17 protein-coding genes are annotated in these 16,730 nt (G+C 44.8%); 11 read left to right on the top strand and 6 right to left on the bottom strand.

Translation table 11 applies throughout. The features are described from left to right. Window positions 1-40 precede the first annotated feature (40 nt). The 4 genes from thiB (at window position 41) to DFP81_RS02770 (ending at window position 4,447) form a co-directional block, all read left to right on the top strand. On the top strand, window positions 41-1,042 hold the full coding sequence (thiB, locus tag DFP81_RS02785) for a thiamine ABC transporter substrate binding subunit (protein ID WP_115896222.1): 1,002 nt from the start codon (window positions 41-43) through the stop codon (window positions 1,040-1,042). Further along, window positions 1,042-2,646: a thiamine/thiamine pyrophosphate ABC transporter permease gene (gene thiP / locus DFP81_RS02780; RefSeq protein ID WP_115896221.1), complete on the top strand. Its 1,605-nt coding sequence runs from the start codon at window positions 1,042-1,044 to the stop codon at window positions 2,644-2,646. Before thiB ends, thiP begins: the two co-directional genes overlap by 1 nt. Continuing rightward, complete coding sequence (locus tag DFP81_RS02775) at window positions 2,633-3,331, top strand: thiamine ABC transporter ATP-binding protein (RefSeq protein ID WP_115896220.1); 699 nt, start codon at window positions 2,633-2,635, stop codon at window positions 3,329-3,331. Before thiP ends, DFP81_RS02775 begins: the two co-directional genes overlap by 14 nt. 237 nt (window positions 3,332-3,568) lie before the next feature. Then, the gene (locus tag DFP81_RS02770) at window positions 3,569-4,447 is read left to right on the top strand and encodes a DMT family transporter (protein ID WP_245959067.1); all 879 of its coding nucleotides are present in this window, start codon (window positions 3,569-3,571) and stop codon (window positions 4,445-4,447) included. Here DFP81_RS02770 and DFP81_RS02765 read toward each other — a convergent pair. Next, the gene (locus tag DFP81_RS02765) at window positions 4,444-5,352 is read right to left on the bottom strand and encodes a DMT family transporter (RefSeq protein WP_115896219.1); all 909 of its coding nucleotides are present in this window, start codon (window positions 5,350-5,352) and stop codon (window positions 4,444-4,446) included. The genes DFP81_RS02770 and DFP81_RS02765 overlap by 4 nt on opposite strands. An 82-nt stretch (window positions 5,353-5,434) precedes the next feature. After that, window positions 5,435-6,184 (bottom strand): MipA/OmpV family protein, encoded by a 750-nt coding sequence (locus DFP81_RS02760; RefSeq protein WP_115896218.1) that lies wholly within the window; start codon window positions 6,182-6,184, stop codon window positions 5,435-5,437. Window positions 6,185-6,471: 287 nt separating this feature from the next. Between DFP81_RS02760 and rpsF the strand changes: the two genes are divergently transcribed. From rpsF to dapB, 7 genes are all read left to right on the top strand, one after another. Continuing rightward, the gene (gene rpsF / locus DFP81_RS02755; protein ID WP_115896217.1) at window positions 6,472-6,882 is read left to right on the top strand and encodes a 30S ribosomal protein S6; all 411 of its coding nucleotides are present in this window, start codon (window positions 6,472-6,474) and stop codon (window positions 6,880-6,882) included. A 23-nt stretch (window positions 6,883-6,905) separates the two neighbouring features. Then, a complete protein-coding gene (rpsR, locus tag DFP81_RS02750) occupies window positions 6,906-7,136 on the top strand; it encodes a 30S ribosomal protein S18 (RefSeq protein WP_115896216.1) in 231 nt (76 codons plus the stop codon). A gap of 21 nt (window positions 7,137-7,157) precedes the next feature. Then, window positions 7,158-8,012 carry a YybS family protein gene (locus DFP81_RS02745; protein ID WP_115896215.1) on the top strand — a complete coding sequence of 285 codons (855 nt, stop codon included), beginning with the start codon at window positions 7,158-7,160 and terminating at the stop codon, window positions 8,010-8,012. A 29-nt stretch (window positions 8,013-8,041) separates the two neighbouring features. Then, complete coding sequence (rplI, locus tag DFP81_RS02740; RefSeq protein WP_115896214.1) at window positions 8,042-8,485, top strand: 50S ribosomal protein L9; 444 nt, start codon at window positions 8,042-8,044, stop codon at window positions 8,483-8,485. 123 nt (window positions 8,486-8,608) lie between these two features. After that, complete coding sequence (gene dnaB, locus DFP81_RS02735) at window positions 8,609-9,991, top strand: replicative DNA helicase (protein WP_115896213.1); 1,383 nt, start codon at window positions 8,609-8,611, stop codon at window positions 9,989-9,991. A gap of 104 nt (window positions 9,992-10,095) precedes the next feature. After that, window positions 10,096-11,658, top strand: coding sequence for a methyl-accepting chemotaxis protein (locus tag DFP81_RS02730; RefSeq protein ID WP_115896212.1), 1,563 nt, complete (start codon window positions 10,096-10,098; stop codon window positions 11,656-11,658). A 154-nt stretch (window positions 11,659-11,812) separates the two neighbouring features. After that, the gene (gene dapB / locus DFP81_RS02725) at window positions 11,813-12,613 is read left to right on the top strand and encodes a 4-hydroxy-tetrahydrodipicolinate reductase (protein WP_115896211.1); all 801 of its coding nucleotides are present in this window, start codon (window positions 11,813-11,815) and stop codon (window positions 12,611-12,613) included. 89 nt (window positions 12,614-12,702) lie between these two features. On the opposite strand, the gene DFP81_RS02720 is transcribed toward dapB, so the two are convergent. From DFP81_RS02720 to DFP81_RS02705, 4 genes are all read right to left on the bottom strand, one after another. Further along, window positions 12,703-13,878 (bottom strand): quaternary amine ABC transporter ATP-binding protein, encoded by a 1,176-nt coding sequence (locus DFP81_RS02720; RefSeq protein ID WP_115896210.1) that lies wholly within the window; start codon window positions 13,876-13,878, stop codon window positions 12,703-12,705. After that, window positions 13,871-14,770, bottom strand: a complete 900-nt coding sequence (locus tag DFP81_RS02715; RefSeq protein WP_115896278.1) for an ABC transporter permease — start codon at window positions 14,768-14,770, stop codon at window positions 13,871-13,873. Before DFP81_RS02715 ends, DFP81_RS02720 begins: the two co-directional genes overlap by 8 nt. 65 nt (window positions 14,771-14,835) lie before the next feature. After that, window positions 14,836-15,837, bottom strand: a complete 1,002-nt coding sequence (locus DFP81_RS02710) for an ABC transporter substrate-binding protein (protein WP_115896209.1) — start codon at window positions 15,835-15,837, stop codon at window positions 14,836-14,838. A gap of 234 nt (window positions 15,838-16,071) precedes the next feature. Further along, window positions 16,072-16,551: a MarR family winged helix-turn-helix transcriptional regulator gene (locus DFP81_RS02705; protein ID WP_115896277.1), complete on the bottom strand. Its 480-nt coding sequence runs from the start codon at window positions 16,549-16,551 to the stop codon at window positions 16,072-16,074. Window positions 16,552-16,730: the final 179 nt, after the last annotated feature.

Genomic DNA, 16,730 nt, shown 5'->3' with positions numbered 1-16,730 from the left:
CCATTTCCCTGTACGCCGCTCATTTTATAGGAGCGACACCATGAATAAGTTTTCCTTGACCGCTGGCGTAATGGTCGGCGCTTTATTGTCTTTTTCGAATAGCGCATTTGCAGAGACTGTGAATGTTTATACCTATGATTCCTTTGCTTCTGATTGGGGACCTGGGCCAAAAATCAAAGCCAACTTCGAGAAGCAATGTGATTGTGAACTGAACTTTGTCACGGTTGATTCTTCCGTGGGTATTTTATCAAGAGTGCAGTTGGAAGGCCGTGCCTCCCAAGCCGATGTTGTCTTAGGGCTTGATCTGAATTTAATGCAAAAAGCGAAACAAACAGGCTTATTGGTAGATTCTGGGGTCGATACAAGCCATGTTAATACGCCTCAGCCTTGGCAGGATTCTGTGTTTGTTCCTTTTGATCAGGGCTATTTTGCTTTTATTTATAATTCAACAAACCTAGAAACACCGCCAGCCAGTTTGAAAGAGATTGTTGAAAACCAAAATCTGCGAGTGATCTATCAAGACCCAAGAACCAGCACGCCGGGGTTGGGGTTATTGCTCTGGATGAAGTCCGTATATGGTGACAAAGCGGCTGATGCCTGGGCGACTCTTGCTAAGCATACTGTAACCGTGACCAAGGGCTGGTATGAGGGCTACAGTTTATTCTTGAAAGGCGAATCCGATGTGGTGCTAAGTTACACCACATCACCTGCTTATCATGTGGTAGCAGAAGGTAAAACTCAATATAAGGCCGCGCCAGCCAGTGAAGGGTTTTACCCTCAGGTCGAGGTGGCAGCTATGTTAAAAAATGCCCCTCATCCAGAGCTTGCTAAGCAGTTTATGGCGTTTATTTTAACCCCTGGTTTCCAATCGACTATTGCTACTGGCAACTGGATGTTCCCGGTTGTGCCACTGGCAGAGCCATTGCCTGCCGTGTTTAGTGCCTTGCCTAAGCCAACCAAGGTGCTTACTTTGTCTGCCGGCGATGTGGCACAACATCGTAAAGCTTGGATAAACGAGTGGCTTGAGGCAACGACGCGCTAATGCCGATACGCTTTTCCACTTTACGCCAAGGGGTGCGGCTGTTTCCCGCCTTGTTTGGTGTGTTGGTTTTTACTCTTGTTGGAGCCGCCAGTTTGGCGGCTCTTTTACATCATATGGACCTGACACAATGGTGGGGGTATTTACAAGACTCTTATCTGTGGCGAATTATTCGCTTTTCGTTGTGGCAGGCTTTGTTAAGTAGCGTGCTTAGCTTGCTGATTGCCGTGCCCGTTGCTTCTTGCCTAAGTCATCGAGAATTTAGAGGCAAGCATCTGCTGTTGCAGTTATTTGCTGTGTCTATGGTGGTGCCGACTATTGTTGCTATCTTAGGTATTGTCGTCGTCTATGGTCGTTCCGGTTGGCTAACCAGTAGTTTCGGAATTTCGGTTCCTCTTTATGGCTTGCTTGGTATTTTATTGGCCCATGTTTTTTTCAATATGCCATTGGCGGTGCGGTTATTGATCCAGGGCTATGGTTTGATTCCTTCTGCTCAATGGCGGCTGGCGTCGCAATTAGGTTTTTCAAGGGGAACTTCCTTTCGTCTTATTGAATGGCCTTATTTGAAAAAAGTGTTGCCCGGCGCTTTTGTGTTGATTTTTATGCTTTGTTTTTCCAGCTTTTCCGTGGTGTTAAGCTTGGGGGGCGGGCCGAAATCGAGCTCCCTGGAAGTAGCGATTTATCAAGCCCTGCGTTTTGAGTTTGACCTGGATAAAGCCAGTTTTCTATCCTTGTTACAAGTGGCAATTTGTACTCTGGTCGCCATTTTGATTTATAAAGTCGCGCCGAAAAATCAACAGGACGTTAGCTTATTGAAAGCGCAATGTTATTTTGTGAAAGACTCTGTGGTGGCGCGTTGTTTTGATATAACGGCTATGTTGTTGGCTTTGTTGTTGGTGTTGCCACCTTTTTTGGCGATTTTTGATCCTATTTTTTCTTCGCAGTTTTTGCCCACATTACTCGCCTCGGCGACCCAGAAAGCAATGTGGGTATCCTTATCTATAGCGCTTCCCGCCGCCGCGTTAAGTGTGTTGCTAGGGGGCTGTTTTGGAGTGTTGGCTCGTACTGCTATGGGGCGCGGCTGGTGGGGGCTTTTGCCCTCTAAGATTGAGCACTTAGGGAATATCATATTGATGGTGCCAGGCTTGGTGTTCGCAACAGGGTTGTTTCTTTGGTTGCGCAGTTTAGGCTTTGGCTTTCAGTCTAGTTATTGGGTTGTGGTTTGGGTGAATGCCGTGATGGCGTTGCCTTTTGTGCTAAGAGTACTAATGCCCGTGTTATATCAGCAGGAGAAGCGTTATCGTAACCTGTATTCGAGTTTGGGCATTTATGGTTGGTCTCGTTTGCTCATTGAATGGCCTTTGATCCGCAAAAGTGTTGCCCAAGCAATTGGCTACGCGTTGCTATTGTCGTTAGGGGATATGGGGGTCATTGCATTATTTGGCAGCCAAGGCTTGGTTTCTTTACCTCTTTATTTATTTCAGCTGGTGGGATCTTATCGGTTAGAAGAGGGCGCGTGTGTTGCGGTAATACTGATTTCTCTTTGCCTCATTTTATTTTATCTTGCAACACGAATTATCGGGGGGAAGCCAGATGTTAGAGATTGATCTCCAATACGACTGGGAGCAGTTTCATGCGGCTTATGAAGTTTCTATTAGCCCAGGAATGACGACATTGTTGGGGGCCAGTGGAGAAGGTAAAAGTACCTTGCTGCATCTCCTTGGTGGCTATTTAAAAGGCCGTGGTAGTGTATCTTATCTCGGGGAAGATTTTTCTAAATCAGCCCCTTTTGAGCGGCCAATATCCACTTTATTTCAGAGTGACAATTTATTCCCCCAGTTAACTGTGTGGCAAAATGTGGCGATTGGGCTTGAGCCATCGATGAGACTAACTGATGAACAGCGGGGAAAAGTGGCTTGGGCATTGGAGCAAACCCAATTGATTGCTAAACAAGATCAATACCCTCAGGCGTTATCTGGTGGGCAAGCTCAGCGAGTCGCAATCGCTAGAGCGCTAGTGCGTAAAAAGCCTATTTTATTATTGGATGAGCCATTCAGTGCTTTGGATCCTATGTTGCGAGAAGAGATGCTCAATTTAGTCAATACGGTTACTCAGCAATTTCAATTGACGACTGTGTTGGTGTCTCATTTACCTGCTGAAGCGTTGCAAGTTGGCGGGCAAGTAATGCTGATTGCTGGTGGTCGCGTTGTTGCTCATGAGGAGGCGAGTGTTTTAGCTTCAGACCTCTTGCCTGAGACTTTTTCCCGCTATTTAGGTGTGGTCAATGATTAGCGAAGGGGGGAATAAGTCGTTGTCGCTTCGAAGGGTATGGCCTAACGGCTTGTCTTCTTTGTTAAGCATCTGGTCAATTCAATTTCGATGCTCATGGTGAACAGCATGCTTCTATCCATCTGCGAGGCAGGAGGGCTTATTCGCATCTTTCTTAGCGCTGTCGTGCAGCAGCAAAAATCATGAGCCGAGATTAAATCAACAGTTTGAGTAGGCTCGTAGTATGAAAGAGAGGTTTGAGTGTCACAGTGGTTAGATGAAAAACAACGGTTAACAAAAGGCATTTTATTAACCATTGCCTATGCGTTCGTTATGTCGCTAACCGGGGTGGTGGCGAAACAGGTTCAGCTTAGTATCGCAGTCCCTGTGCTGGTATTTTGGCAAAGCCTATTTTGTGTTCTGGTTCTGTATCCTCAGTTGCGAGGTCGCTGGCAACCTCGATCGGTGACGATCTGGAAAATCCATTTTCTGCGAAGTGTTGGTGGTTTTACAGGTTTTTTGTTTTATTACTGGGCGCTAAACCATATTCCCTTGGTTGAGGCGACTTTGTTGCGTTATTGTGCACCACTTTGTGTGCCATTTGTGGTGCTGATTATGCATAAAACGAGTGTCCCTAAATCCCGCTGGCTGCCTCTTCTTATTGGTTTTTCTGGGGTGGTATGTATTATTCAACCGACCCCAGAGCAACTTAATCCTTGGCATTTAATTGGTTTTCTTTCAGCCATTGGGTTGGCGTTTTCCATGGTGACAACACGGATGCTGTCCCACCAGGTGAGCAGTGAAGAAACCATGATGGTGTATTTTTTAATCTCAGCAGGTTTGTCTTTGGGGTTGGCTTTACTGCAAGGGGAGAGCTTATTGTTGCCTATGCCTGCTTGGCCGTTGGTGGCGGTTGTCAGTATTACTTTGTACGTTGGCATGTTCTTATACACCAAAGCTTACAGTTATGCCCCTGCGAGTGTGGTTTCCCCTGTAAGTTATGCTGGCGTCGTATTCAGCGGTTTATGGGGATGGCTCGTCTGGGGGCATCTGCCAGATGTGTATGCATATGCAGGTATGTTGTTGATATTTTTAAGTATTCTTATAAGTACTCGAATGGCCAAAAAGCAAAGTGGTTAGCTTTGCTTGATGGCTTTTTGCATGCTAAGTTTTTTGTTGAGCAAGGTGGCGACAAAAATACCTGAAAAAATTAACAGCATGCCAAGGTAATGAAAGAAGTACAGACTTTCACCTAGAAATAGAACCGAAAGGGATATACTGAACACCGGCAGTAGGTGAATGAACTGGCCAGCGGTAGCGGCGCCGAGTTTATGTACGCCCAAATTCCAACATAAAAATGCCGCCAAGGATGCAAACAGCCCCATATAAAGAAGAGTGCCCCAATTAGTGACTGATAGCTCGTTGAGAGCAGTGCTGCCAAAGAAGATAAAAAGTGGCGCTTGAATGGCTGTGCCGACCAAAGCCGTAGTCGTAAAAAAGCCAATGAGTGACATGTCTTTTGGGCGTTTTGCTATTAGTACCGAATACACCGCCCAGCTAATGGCGGCTGCAATAATCCATAGATCCCCCTGTGACATGGTTAAATGCAGCAGAGTATCGAGACTGCCTCGGCTGATAATCACAATGGCACCTATGGTCGATAACAAGATGCCGAGATTCTGAACTCCGCTGGTTTTATTGCCAAGTAATACTCTCGCTGTGATCAGAATAATAACGGGGATGATGGCGTTAAGTAGCACCGCATTAGTGACGCTGGTAGAGGTTAGTCCTAGGTACAGGAAAAGGTTGTAATTGCAGATCCCCAGCCAGCTAAACAATATGAGCAATGGCCAATGTTTGATGATGACCGAACGCTCTGCCCAGACTTTTTTATACGCAAAAGGCAGAATGATGAGGCAGGCAATGCTCCAGCGTAAAAATGAGATCGTAAAAGGGTCTATGCCTTCCGAAACAGTAAGACGTCCTAGAACGTAATTGCCAGACCAGAAGAGTACTGGCAATAATAAATAAACAAAAGCAGGCATGTAATATCCTTATTTTTATTGTGCTTTGCTAAGGTTGAACTAAGCATAAGATGCTTAGTTCAAGAGCGTTTGCTTACTTTGCTTAAAATCGATAAATAATGCCAGCCCTAGCCATGCTTTTGTGATCTTTTTCGACGATAGGGCTGTCTAAAACATTGTCGTTATATTTCACATAAGTGGCACTTAAATTGAGTGTAAGTGATTGGCTAATGGGATAAAAACTGTTTAGCGTTAGACGAGTCATGGAGGTCGAGGAAGCATCATAAGCGCGAATAGCGCCCCCAGTACTGGCGGATTCAGACGAGCTTACGCCAAATTGATAATCGCTCATTTGGCCGCTTAAATATCGATAGCTAATCGAGGGCAGAAGGCGCCAGCGCTGTAGTTGAATTGGGTAATCTGCTTTGACTTGAGCGTAATAGCCGTTGTGGGTGTTGCTTACATCCTGAGCAAGTTTTGCACTAAAAAAGCCTATTTTAGCTTGTACTATAGCCATTAAACTGCCGTCACGGTCGTCCAGTTTTTGAATGTTCTCATCGTCTGAGTCATCCGGATCAAAGGCCGCGAAATCATAGGCTAAGCCAAAGCCTATATTTTTATATGAGCGGTTTGGTAATAAGTTATAGCCAACTTCCGGTCCTTTTAAATAGAGGTGTTCACCAGTATAGGCGACAAACGGAAGAGCGCTGACATCGCTGTCTGTATCTTTGTAGATGGAGCTTGAGTAGATACCCATAGCGCCTAAGCTAAAGTCACCATCAGCGTGAGCAATGGCAGGCGAAAATGGCAGTAGTGCAAGAGTAAATATCCCTAGGTCATGGCGCGAGATCATGGCGCGGCTTCCTTAATAGCTGAAGAAATTTTTTATAATAAATAGACGCCTATATTATGTAAATGAATATCAAGTATGCCTAGCAGTGTACACCTCGGTGACGTCACTTTGATGAATTCTGAGCAGGACTCGAAACGAGTTAAAAATCCTTTAATAGATGCGCTCAAATATGTTTATTTATTGTGCGCTATGCTATACAATTCGCGTCCCTGTAAATCAATACTCCTTGTCTCACAGCTTTTTAACAGGGGAAGCGTGGAGACTAAGAACCCATAAGGAGAGCTTAAATGCGTCATTATGAAATCGTCTTTCTGGTACACCCAGATCAAAGCGAACAAGTACCAGCAATGGTTGAGCGTTACACTAACCTAATCACTGAAGATGGTGGTCAAGTTCACCGTCTAGAAGATTGGGGTCGTCGTCAACTTGCTTACCCAATCAACAAAATTCACAAAGCACACTATGTTCTTATGAACATTGAGTGTTCTGACAGTGTTTTGTCTGAATTAAACGACACATTCCGCTACAACGATGCGATCATCCGTAACTTGGTGATTCGTCGTAAAGATGCGGTAACTGACGTTTCTCCTATCAAAGCTTCTGAAGGTCGTGAAGACCGCCGTTCAGCTCCTCAACGTGAAGAGCGCAACACAGAAACTACTACTGAAGAAACTTCTTCTGAAGAATCTGAAGATTAATTTATTTGAACTAGGAGATACTCATGGCTCGTTTTTTCCGTCGTCGTAAGTTCTGCCGTTTTACTGCAGAAGGCGTTAAAGAGATCGATTACAAAGATCTAGAAACACTGAAAGGTTATGTTACTGAAACTGGTAAAATCGTACCTAGCCGTATTACTGGCACTAAGGCACGTTACCAGCGTCAATTAGCGACTGCTATCAAACGCGCTCGCTACATTGCATTGCTTCCTTACACTGATAGCCACTTCAATTAATAGGTGGAACGAAGTACCAGAATGAGCGCTTTAGCTAAATGGGTTATGACACGTCCGCGCAATGCCATTATTGGTGTTGCTGTTTTCAGTATCATTCCCTTACTGTTCTGGATATCTGCCGCCATTATTGGCTTGGTAGTACTTCGTAAAGGTGTTAAAGAAGGAATACCTGTATTAGCTTGGGGATGTTTGCCTGCAATTGTCTTGTGGACATACCAAGGTGATGCAACAGCACTGATGGTGTTGATTGATGTGACTTTGTTGGCCTGGTTACTCAGGGAAACAAGGTCATGGAGTTGGGTGTTAATGGTTGGCAGCTTTATTGCTGTTATTAGCACCTTCCTGCAGCCTTTGCTTATGTCAGATATGCTGAATTTAGTGACCACACTGATTCATCGAGTTTTGACATCAGAAGGGGTTACGGTACCCGATAAGGGTATTATATTTCATCAGGCGGTAATGGCTTTGTCCGTTATTCAAGCGATGATTGCTGTTTTTTCGCTTTTTTTAGCGCGAAAATGGCAAGCAGGGCTCTACAATCCTGGTGGATTGCGCAGTGAATTTCATCAGCTAAGACTGCCAATAGCGTTTAGTTTGGTTTTGGGTGCAATGGTGTTGCTAGGTGAAAGCCTAGGAGGATCGTACCTTGTTTTATCCCAAGCAGCTGTACCAGCCTTAGTGTTGCCTGGCATTGCATTAGTACATGGTGTTCTAGCAAAAAAAAGAATTGGGATTGTTGGACTGATTGCATTTTATCTTGTGGGATTCTTTGTTCTAAATGTTTATTTTACAAACATATTAATCGTACTCAGTGTGATTGATAGTTTTGTGAATATTCGAGAGCGAATCCAAGATAAATCATCCAGCATCAAGTGATAGCGAATGATTAATTAGAGGTGATCGAGATGGAAGTTATTCTACTCGACAAAGTAAACAAGCTAGGTGGTATTGGTGACGTTGCAGTCGTTAAACCAGGTTATGCTCGTAACTTTTTGATTCCGAACAAAAAAGCTGTAATGGCAACTAAAGCTAACTTGGCTAGCTTTGAAGAGCGTCGTGCTGAACTTGAAGCACAAGCTGCAGAGCGTAAAGCGGCTGCTGAAGCTCGTGCTCAAACACTAGAAGGCAAAACTTTCAAATTCGAAGCGAATGCTGGCGATGAAGGTAAGCTTTTTGGTTCTATCGGTACTCGCGATATCGCTGAAGTAATTTCTGCAGAAGTAGAAGTTTCTAAAGCTGAAATTCGTCTTCCTGAAGGCGCTATCCGCCACACAGGTTCTTTCGAAGTTGACGTTCAAGTACACCCAGAAGTGGTTGTTACTGTTACTTTGGAAGTGGTTGCTCAGTAATTCGTTACGACGAAAACTGACCAATAAAAAAGGGTGTCTTGCTCAATGCAAGATGCCCTTTTTTTGTGGGCATGATAAGCTAACCCCTTTGTTTTCTTACTATTCTGGTTCGGGTGTTTTTACGTGCAATTAAACGATTCTGAAGTTGCTTCTATTAAGTTACCGCCTTACTCCATTGAAGCCGAACGCTCCGTCGTTGGTGGCTTGATGCTGGACCCACAAGCTTGGGAAAAAGTATCTGAATTGGTCATTGCCGATGACTTTTATCGCCCTGAACATAAGCTAATTTTCGGCGTGATTGCGCGTCTGGCCGATGAGTCGGAACCGATTGATGTGGTAACCATTGGTGAGCGCCTTGATAAGCGCGGAGACTTAGAGTCGATTGGCGGTATGGCGTATTTGGTTGAGGTAGCAGAAGCGACCCCCAGTGCTTCAAATATTGCCTCTTATGCCGATATTGTTCGTGAGCGCTCGGTGCTTCGACGGTTAATATCGACCACCAATGAAATTTCGGCTCGAGCCTTCCACCCAGAAGGAATGACCGCCGCAGAAGTGCTGGATGAAGCTGAGCGGCGAATTTTTCAAATCGCCGAGGGCGGTGAAAAAAAAGGTGGGCCGCGGATTGCCTCCGACATCTTAAGCTCGACGGTTGATAAGATTGATGAGCTTTATCATCAAGAGGGTTCGATCACCGGCTTAAGTACCGGCTTTACTGACCTAGATGGTATGACGGCAGGAATGCAGAAGTCTGACCTAATTATTGTCGCGGGTCGTCCGTCTATGGGTAAAACTACCTTTGCCATGAATCTGGTGGAAAACGCCACCATGATCACAGACAAGCCGGTCATTGTATTCAGTCTTGAGATGCCTTCTGAGCAGCTAATGATGCGTATGTTGTCCTCACTGGGGCGGATTGACCAGACACGGATGCGTTCTGGTCAATTGGTACAAGAAGATTGGGATAAATTGATGTCAGCGGTAAAAATGCTGAAAGACCGTAAGTTATTCATTGATGACACCGCAGGCATCAGCCCAACCGAAATGCGTTCTCGAGTACGACGAATTGCACGAGAGCATGGTGATGGTGGTGTGGCGATGATCATGATCGATTACCTTCAGTTGATGCAAATACCAGGCTACACAGAAGGTCGTACCAACGAGATTTCTGAAATTTCACGATCATTAAAAGCCATCGCTAAAGAGATGGAATGCCCAGTTGTTGCGCTGTCTCAGCTTAACCGTAGTTTGGAGAATAGGCCAAACAAGCGCCCTGTTAACTCGGATTTGCGTGAATCTGGAGCGATCGAGCAGGATGCGGACGTTATTTCATTTGTTTATCGTGATGAGGTGTATCACGAAGACACTCCGCATAAAGGTATTGCTGAAATTATCATAGGTAAGCAACGTAATGGTCCAATAGGTACCTGTCGCTTGGCCTTTGTTGGTAAATACACTCGGTTTGAAGATCTTGCCCCCGATGCTTATCGTGATTTTGATGATGAGTAAGCGTCATTGGTTCGTCACTAGAGCCATGTAAACTTCCCATAAAGACAACAATAAAGTCACAAGGTTTGTGACTAATAATATGATGAAGAGATCAGGAATAATTTATGAAAAAAATGCCAGTTACCAACAAAGAGTATGATTTTCCAGCGGATTATCAGATTGTCTCAAGTACGGATACAAAAGGGCGTCTTACCTTTGTTAATGATCACTTCTGTGATGTGGCTGGTTATGAGCGTGAGTCATTAATCGGTAAGGCTCACAATGTTATTCGCCATCCAGATATGCCGCCAGCTGTGTTTGCTGATATGTGGAGCAACCTGAAAAAAGGCAATAGTTGGATGGGCTTGGTGAAAAACCGTTGTGCGAACGGCGATCACTATTGGGTGAGTGCCCACGTTAGTCCTTTGTTGGATAACGGTAAGATTATTGGCTATGAATCCGTGCGCCGAAAAGCAACACGGGATGAAATTGTTCATGCCCAAACCTTTTATGACAGATTGAATGCGGGTAAAAAAGCGATCCCGACGGCAACACAAGTAGCTGCTTTTTTCAGTAACAGTGTATGGCCTTTGTTGTTCGTTGTCTTGCTAATGGCTGTGGCGGCGTTATTGTCGGCAAATTTGCCTCTGCAAATTGTTGGAGCTATTGCGGGCGCGTTAGGAGTGTGGCTGTTATTGCTTCAAAAACAGGCGCTCGAGGTCACTTTACGCAACTTGCCAATCGAAGCTCAAAATCCAATTGGACAATATTTGTACTGTAAAACGGTAGGCAGTAAAGCGGCAATACGTTTTGCTCATACGCATCAAGACGCTGCCAGTCACACGTTTCGCTATCGCTTACATGAAAGCTCGGAGCAATTACGTAAACGCGCCTCTAATGTAAAAGCCAGTGTGGCAGTAAACCTAGACAACTTTACCAAGCAGCGCGATACCTTTAGAAGTGTGGTTGCGGCGAGCTCGCAGCTTTTGCAAAGCGTAAATGATGTGGCGGAGCATGTAGGCCGTGCGGCGCAAGCAACTGAGTTGGTGGCGGTTTCAGCTCGTGAAAGCCAAACATTGGCACTGGATACTGGCGATACGATGAGACAAGTTTATTCGGACATATCCGCTGCGAAAAGTGTGGTTGATGTGCTCGCAGAACGTAGTGATAGCATTAATAATGTGGTGAACTCTATCAGTGATATTGCTGATCAGACTAACTTATTGGCTTTGAACGCGGCCATTGAATCAGCGCGAGCTGGTGAGGCAGGTCGTGGCTTTGCGGTAGTGGCCGATGAGGTGAGAGCCTTGGCTATCCGTACGCAAACGGCAACTCAAAGTATTAATGAAATGACAGAAGAGCTAAAGAAAAACACTTCAGATGTCTCTGTAGCGATTGATAAAGGCAGTGTCGTTGCTCAAGAAGGTGTGAGCCGAGTGGAGCAAGTGGCTGAAAAAATGCAAACAATAGAAGCCTCTATTAAACACATTGTTGAGATGACGGCACAGATCAATGTTTCTTCAGAAGAGCAGGCTGGTGTTGCCCGCAATTTGAATGATCAGATGCAAGAAGTGGATGCTTTAAGCTTAGTGAGTATTGAAAGAGCGGAAAATACCGTGACCAACATCGCTCATATCGAAGAAGAAGCGTATGAGCAGGGGAATCTTGCTGAGCGAATGAAATCTTAATAAAGCGCCAGAAAATGCTTTAAATAGAAGGCCTAGGAGACGAGCTGGTGATTTTTGCTGGGCGGCTTCTGGGCTTTTTTAATGGTATTAATAGCTGAGAAAATCGTCAGTATTTGTTATGGTTTGCGCAATCTATTGTTAAGGGTGAAAAAAGATGCGAATAGCAGTTATTGGTGCGTCTGGGCGCATGGGAAAAAATTTAATTATTGCTGCACATGAAGCCGAAGGGGTTTCTCTTGGTGCCGCGATTGTAAAAGCTGGAAGCTCTTTGGTGGGCGCGGACGCTGGCGAAATAGCAGGCATTGGTAAGCTCGGTGTGGTGGCGGTAGCGTCATTGGCAGATTGTGTTGCTGACTTTGATGTGTTGATTGATTTTACTACGCCGGCACTCACGTTAGAAAATGCGGCTTTTTGCGCGCAACATAATAAAGCGATTGTCGTTGGGACCACTGGTTTAAATGATGATGAGAAAGCAGCGCTTACGTCTTTTTCAGAGCAAGCTCCTGTGGTTTTTGCGCCGAATATGAGTATTGGCGTAAACCTAACCTTAAAGCTGCTTGCAACGGCCGCAGAAATCCTTGGTGATGACTATGACGTTGAAATAGTAGAAGCGCACCATAGGCATAAAGTTGATTCTCCTTCTGGTACCGCTCTGCGTATGGGGGAGGTGGTCGCGGATGCATTAGGCCGCGATCTTAAAGAGTGTGCGGTTTATGGTCGAGAAGGTCAGACTGGTGCTCGTACACAAAAAGAAATTGGTTTTGAAACCATTCGTGCAGGCGATGTTGTTGGTGAGCACAGCGTTTGGTTTGCCACAGAAGGTGAGCGAATTGAGATCGTACACAAAGCCAGCAGTCGTATGACTTTTGCCAAGGGCGCAGTACGTGCCGCCAATTGGCTGTCAGGCAAGCCTGCGGCTATGTATGATATGCAGGATGTATTGAACCTGAAATAGTGGCTCGTTAAGACACTAAAAAAATGGCCGCAATTGCGGCCATTTTTATTGCTCATGTTGTTTTGTAGCTAGACACTCAGTGCTAAATATTAGTCTGGAGACAGCACATCGGCTAATTTTCTAGCCTCAAGTCGTCCGGTTAACTCACCTGCTTTATTGACCACAGGCAAGTCAAAGCGAGTGTTAAGGGACAGGGGAATAACCTTCTGCAATAGATTGGCTTTGCGTACCGAAGGCACCGGATGCAGCACTTCTTTTAATGAGTTCTCATCATTTAAAGTTGCGATTTGCTGTTTACTTAAAACGCCTTGATAGCCTTCACTATTAAAGACAAAGGCATATTCTTTGTCTTGAGGGAAGTTGGCTTTTGCTTCTGCCACAGAATTCGCTTCTAGCTTTTCTGTGTTGGCGGTCATCACTGTCTGTACTGACAGTGCTCTGGCGCGGTTTACATCACTGGCAAAGGCTTTGACGTAATCATCAGCAGGGTGCAGCATAATATCGACAGGTGTACCAATTTGAACCAATTTACCGTCTTTCAATACGGCAATTCTATCGCCTAGACGCAAGGCTTCGTCCAAGTCATGGGTGATAAAAATAATCGTCTTGTGAAGGTTTTCCTGCAATTCAATCAGCTGTTCTTGCATCTCGCTACGGATCAGTGGATCCAGAGCGGAGAAGGCTTCATCCATCAGCAGTATTTCCGCGTCTGTACATAAGGCTCTGGCTAGACCGACACGTTGTTGTTGCCCGCCTGATAACTGTGAAGGGTATTGTTCTTCATAGCCTGAAAGGCCTACTGTATCAAGCCATTGAGTGGCTTTAGGGGTCCAGTCAGTTTTCTTTTCCCCTTTAATAGATAAGCCATAACCCACATTGTCTAAGACGCTTCTGTGTGGCATCAAGCCAAAGTGTTGGAAAACCATGGCCATTTTATGACGACGAAAGGTGATTAAGTCTTTTGGCGAAAGCTCCATGATATTTTCGCCCTCAACTTTAATTTTCCCAGCTGTTGGGTCGATAAGGCGATTGAAGTGGCGAATTAGCGTGGATTTACCAGAGCCAGAAAGCCCCATAATGACAAATATCTCACCGCGTTTGACGGTTAAGTTAATGTCTCTAAGGCCTACGGTATGTCCAGTTTCTGCCAATACATCTTCTTTGCTCGCGCCTGCTTTTACTTTGGGCAGCACATCATCCGGTTGCTCGCCAAAGATTTGGTAAAGGCCTTCAATTTCGATTAGGTTTTCGCGGTTATTATCCATTATCACTCCCTTCCATATGTCGTTGAGCGCGTTTTGCATAGGTTTGAGAGACTCGGTCAAAAATGATGGCTAGGGCAACGATGGCCAAACCATTGAGCAGTCCAAGAGTGAAGTATTGGTTGGTAATGGATTTCAACACTGGTTGTCCAAGGCCTTTAACCCCTATCATGGAGGCAACAACAACCATGGCTAAGGCCATCATAATTGTTTGGTTAATACCCGCCATAATGGTTGGCATAGCCAAAGGGATTTGCACGCCGAATAAACGCTGAGTTGCCGTCGCGCCGTAGGCGGTCGCGGCTTCTAACGTTTCTTTGTTAACTAAGCGAATGCCCAAGTTGGTTAAGCGTATAACAGGAGGAATCGCATAAATAACAACCGCAATAACGCCGGGTATTTTCCCTATACCTAACAGCATGACCACAGGGATCAAATACACAAAGGCGGGCATCGTTTGCATAATGTCGAGCAAAGGGGTGATGATGGAGCGAGCTCGATCTGAGCCTGCCATCAAGATGCCAATTGGTATCCCAATGCAAATGGAGAGTATGGTGCAAACGGTAATAATGCTGAGGGTGCGCATGGTGTCTTCCCACATGCCAAAATAGCCGATGGCAAGGAAGGATATCAGCACCCCAGTGCAGAGCTTCCATGATCTAGTGGCGGCGTACACTAATCCGATAATTGCAATTAATACGATCCACCAAGGTGTCTGTATTAACAGGTTCTCAAACCAAATAAGAAAGTGTAGGAGAGGGTTAAAAAAGTCCTCGATCGATTGGCCGTAAGCGCGTGAAAAAGTTCGGTAGGCGCCGTCTAGGGTTTGTCGTATGGCCAGAAGATCTCGTCGGCTCATATCTGGAAATTCTGTTAACCAGGAGCTGTCTATCATAAATAATATCTCAAAGAGTAAAACAGGGTATTGAGCCATGCTATTGCATGGCTCTTTGTTATGAATTATAGATTATCGATCGCTTTGTCAAGCTTCGCTTTCACGTCATTACTGACCCATTTAGACCAAATCTCTTCATGATTGAGCATGAAGTTCTCAGCGGCATATTCACCATCAGCCTGATTGTCTTCCATCCAAGCAAGAAGTGTATTCATTTGAGCATTGGTAAACGAGCGATTTACCGTGTAAGCGTAAGCTTGCGGTGCTCGTTTCTCGAACTCAGTGGTGGTGATGCTGTATACTGGGGAAGGCGGGTACATGGTGACTTTAGGGTCTAAACAACTGTTATTACTGATACACTTCATGTAATGCTCTTTATCTACACCTGAGCCGAAATCGACTTTCACCATAGGGTATTTACCCAAAATAGCGGTAGGTGCCCAGTAATAACCAAACCAAGGTTGTTGGCGCTCATATGCACGACTTAAAGAGCCGGATAAGCCCGCCGCCGAACCTGGGTCAATTAATTCAAAGCCCGCTTCTTTTAAATTCAAAGCTGTAAATAAGTTGCCGCCACTGATTTGGCAGCCCCAACCAGCCGGACAGCCATAAAACGCAGATATCGCGCTATTTTCTGGGTTTGGGAATTCTTTTGCGTGTTTAATGATACCTTGAATTGTGGCGAGTGAAGGGTCCTTATCGACCATGTATTTTGGTACCCAAAAACCTTCTTCACCACCATCGGAAAGCGATTTTCCTGCAATGCTTAGACGCTTTTCTTTGACCCCACGTTCAATCAGTTCGCTGACTGCGTTGGTCCACATTTCTGGGGCAATATCAGGCTGACCTTTTTCAATCATAGAAGTACTGGTTGGCATGGTATCCCCCGGCACTAATTCTGCATCACAGTCATAGCCGTGATCCAAAATAAATTTATCTACATTGGCCATGAAAGACGCTGAGTTCCAGTTCATGTCTGCGATTTCTACTTTGCCGCAGCTACTGGCGGCAAAGGATGAGGTTGCTGCAAGCGTAAAAACACCTGCGATTAGGCTTTTGCTGTACATGATGCGGTTCCTATTTTGATCTATAATTATTAGTCATCAAACTAAATTTAGTTTACACATCTAAATAAATTTATCAAATTTTTGTCATGTTTGCGCAAAGAGGGGATTTATTTTTTTGTTGAAAAAGACTAGTAGATGATGAATTTAACCAAGATTTAGCTAATTTACACGGCTGAAATGACAAAAAAGCCCGCTAAGTTAAACCAAGCGGGCTTTGTGTTAATTTGTTAATGATTAAATGTTTGGTGAATTTATATCCAGTAATGGAGCAGCATCGATTGTTTCAGCGTCCATCATAATCGCAATTCGTTGAAGGGAAGACAGCACCTGGGTTTGTTCCCAACCTTGTAATGATTCAAATTCACTAATAAATTTTTCATGCAATAGTGGTGGAGTGGTTTGTAAAATAGAGCGTCCGATTTCAGTCAGTCGGGCATTAACGATACGCTTATCTTTTTGCCCACGAACGCGTTCCACCAGTTTTCTGTCTTCAAGACGGTTTAAAATGGTTGTTACCGTTGCCTGACTGAGTGAAACACTGTCGGAAATTTTACGCACAGTCACGTCACCGAGCTCTTCAATTGAGCGTAGCACCATAATTTGAGGGATAGTAAGACCGCAGGCTTTAACAACACGTTTTGATTGTAAGTCCGTGGCGCGAATGATGCGTCTCAGATGAACGAGCACATCATGAAGGTGTTGAGATTCTGACATCTTGCTTGGGGTATCCATAAAAATTTCCGCAAATTATATGCTTTCAAAGCTATCGATTAAACTCTTTATAATTATTAACTTTAGGTGAGTAAGCCTCTAATAAGATAAACAATTTATAGCTCTAATCATAGTCTGCATTTATAAAATGGGAAAGTGAGCGGCCAAGTCATATTTGCTGG

Source organism: Marinomonas pollencensis (genome assembly GCF_003387375.1).
Classification (GTDB): domain Bacteria; phylum Pseudomonadota; class Gammaproteobacteria; order Pseudomonadales; family Marinomonadaceae; genus Marinomonas; species Marinomonas pollencensis.
Note: the sequence above shows the minus strand (reverse complement) of the source record. Positions and strands in the feature narration are given on the sequence as shown.

Coding starts and splice junctions, on each gene's coding strand:
- thiB (WP_115896222.1), top strand. CDS start 41: ATGAATAAGTTTTCCTTGACCGCTGGCGTAATGGTCGGCGCTTTATTG.
- thiP (WP_115896221.1), top strand. CDS start 1,042: ATGCCGATACGCTTTTCCACTTTACGCCAAGGGGTGCGGCTGTTTCCC.
- DFP81_RS02775 (WP_115896220.1), top strand. CDS start 2,633: ATGTTAGAGATTGATCTCCAATACGACTGGGAGCAGTTTCATGCGGCT.
- DFP81_RS02765 (WP_115896219.1), bottom strand. CDS start 5,352: ATGCCTGCTTTTGTTTATTTATTATTGCCAGTACTCTTCTGGTCTGGC.
- DFP81_RS02760 (WP_115896218.1), bottom strand. CDS start 6,184: ATGATCTCGCGCCATGACCTAGGGATATTTACTCTTGCACTACTGCCA.
- rpsF (WP_115896217.1), top strand. CDS start 6,472: ATGCGTCATTATGAAATCGTCTTTCTGGTACACCCAGATCAAAGCGAA.
- rpsR (WP_115896216.1), top strand. CDS start 6,906: ATGGCTCGTTTTTTCCGTCGTCGTAAGTTCTGCCGTTTTACTGCAGAA.
- DFP81_RS02745 (WP_115896215.1), top strand. CDS start 7,158: ATGAGCGCTTTAGCTAAATGGGTTATGACACGTCCGCGCAATGCCATT.
- rplI (WP_115896214.1), top strand. CDS start 8,042: ATGGAAGTTATTCTACTCGACAAAGTAAACAAGCTAGGTGGTATTGGT.
- DFP81_RS02730 (WP_115896212.1), top strand. CDS start 10,096: ATGAAAAAAATGCCAGTTACCAACAAAGAGTATGATTTTCCAGCGGAT.
- dapB (WP_115896211.1), top strand. CDS start 11,813: ATGCGAATAGCAGTTATTGGTGCGTCTGGGCGCATGGGAAAAAATTTA.
- DFP81_RS02720 (WP_115896210.1), bottom strand. CDS start 13,878: ATGGATAATAACCGCGAAAACCTAATCGAAATTGAAGGCCTTTACCAA.
- DFP81_RS02715 (WP_115896278.1), bottom strand. CDS start 14,770: ATGATAGACAGCTCCTGGTTAACAGAATTTCCAGATATGAGCCGACGA.
- DFP81_RS02710 (WP_115896209.1), bottom strand. CDS start 15,837: ATGTACAGCAAAAGCCTAATCGCAGGTGTTTTTACGCTTGCAGCAACC.
- DFP81_RS02705 (WP_115896277.1), bottom strand. CDS start 16,551: ATGTCAGAATCTCAACACCTTCATGATGTGCTCGTTCATCTGAGACGC.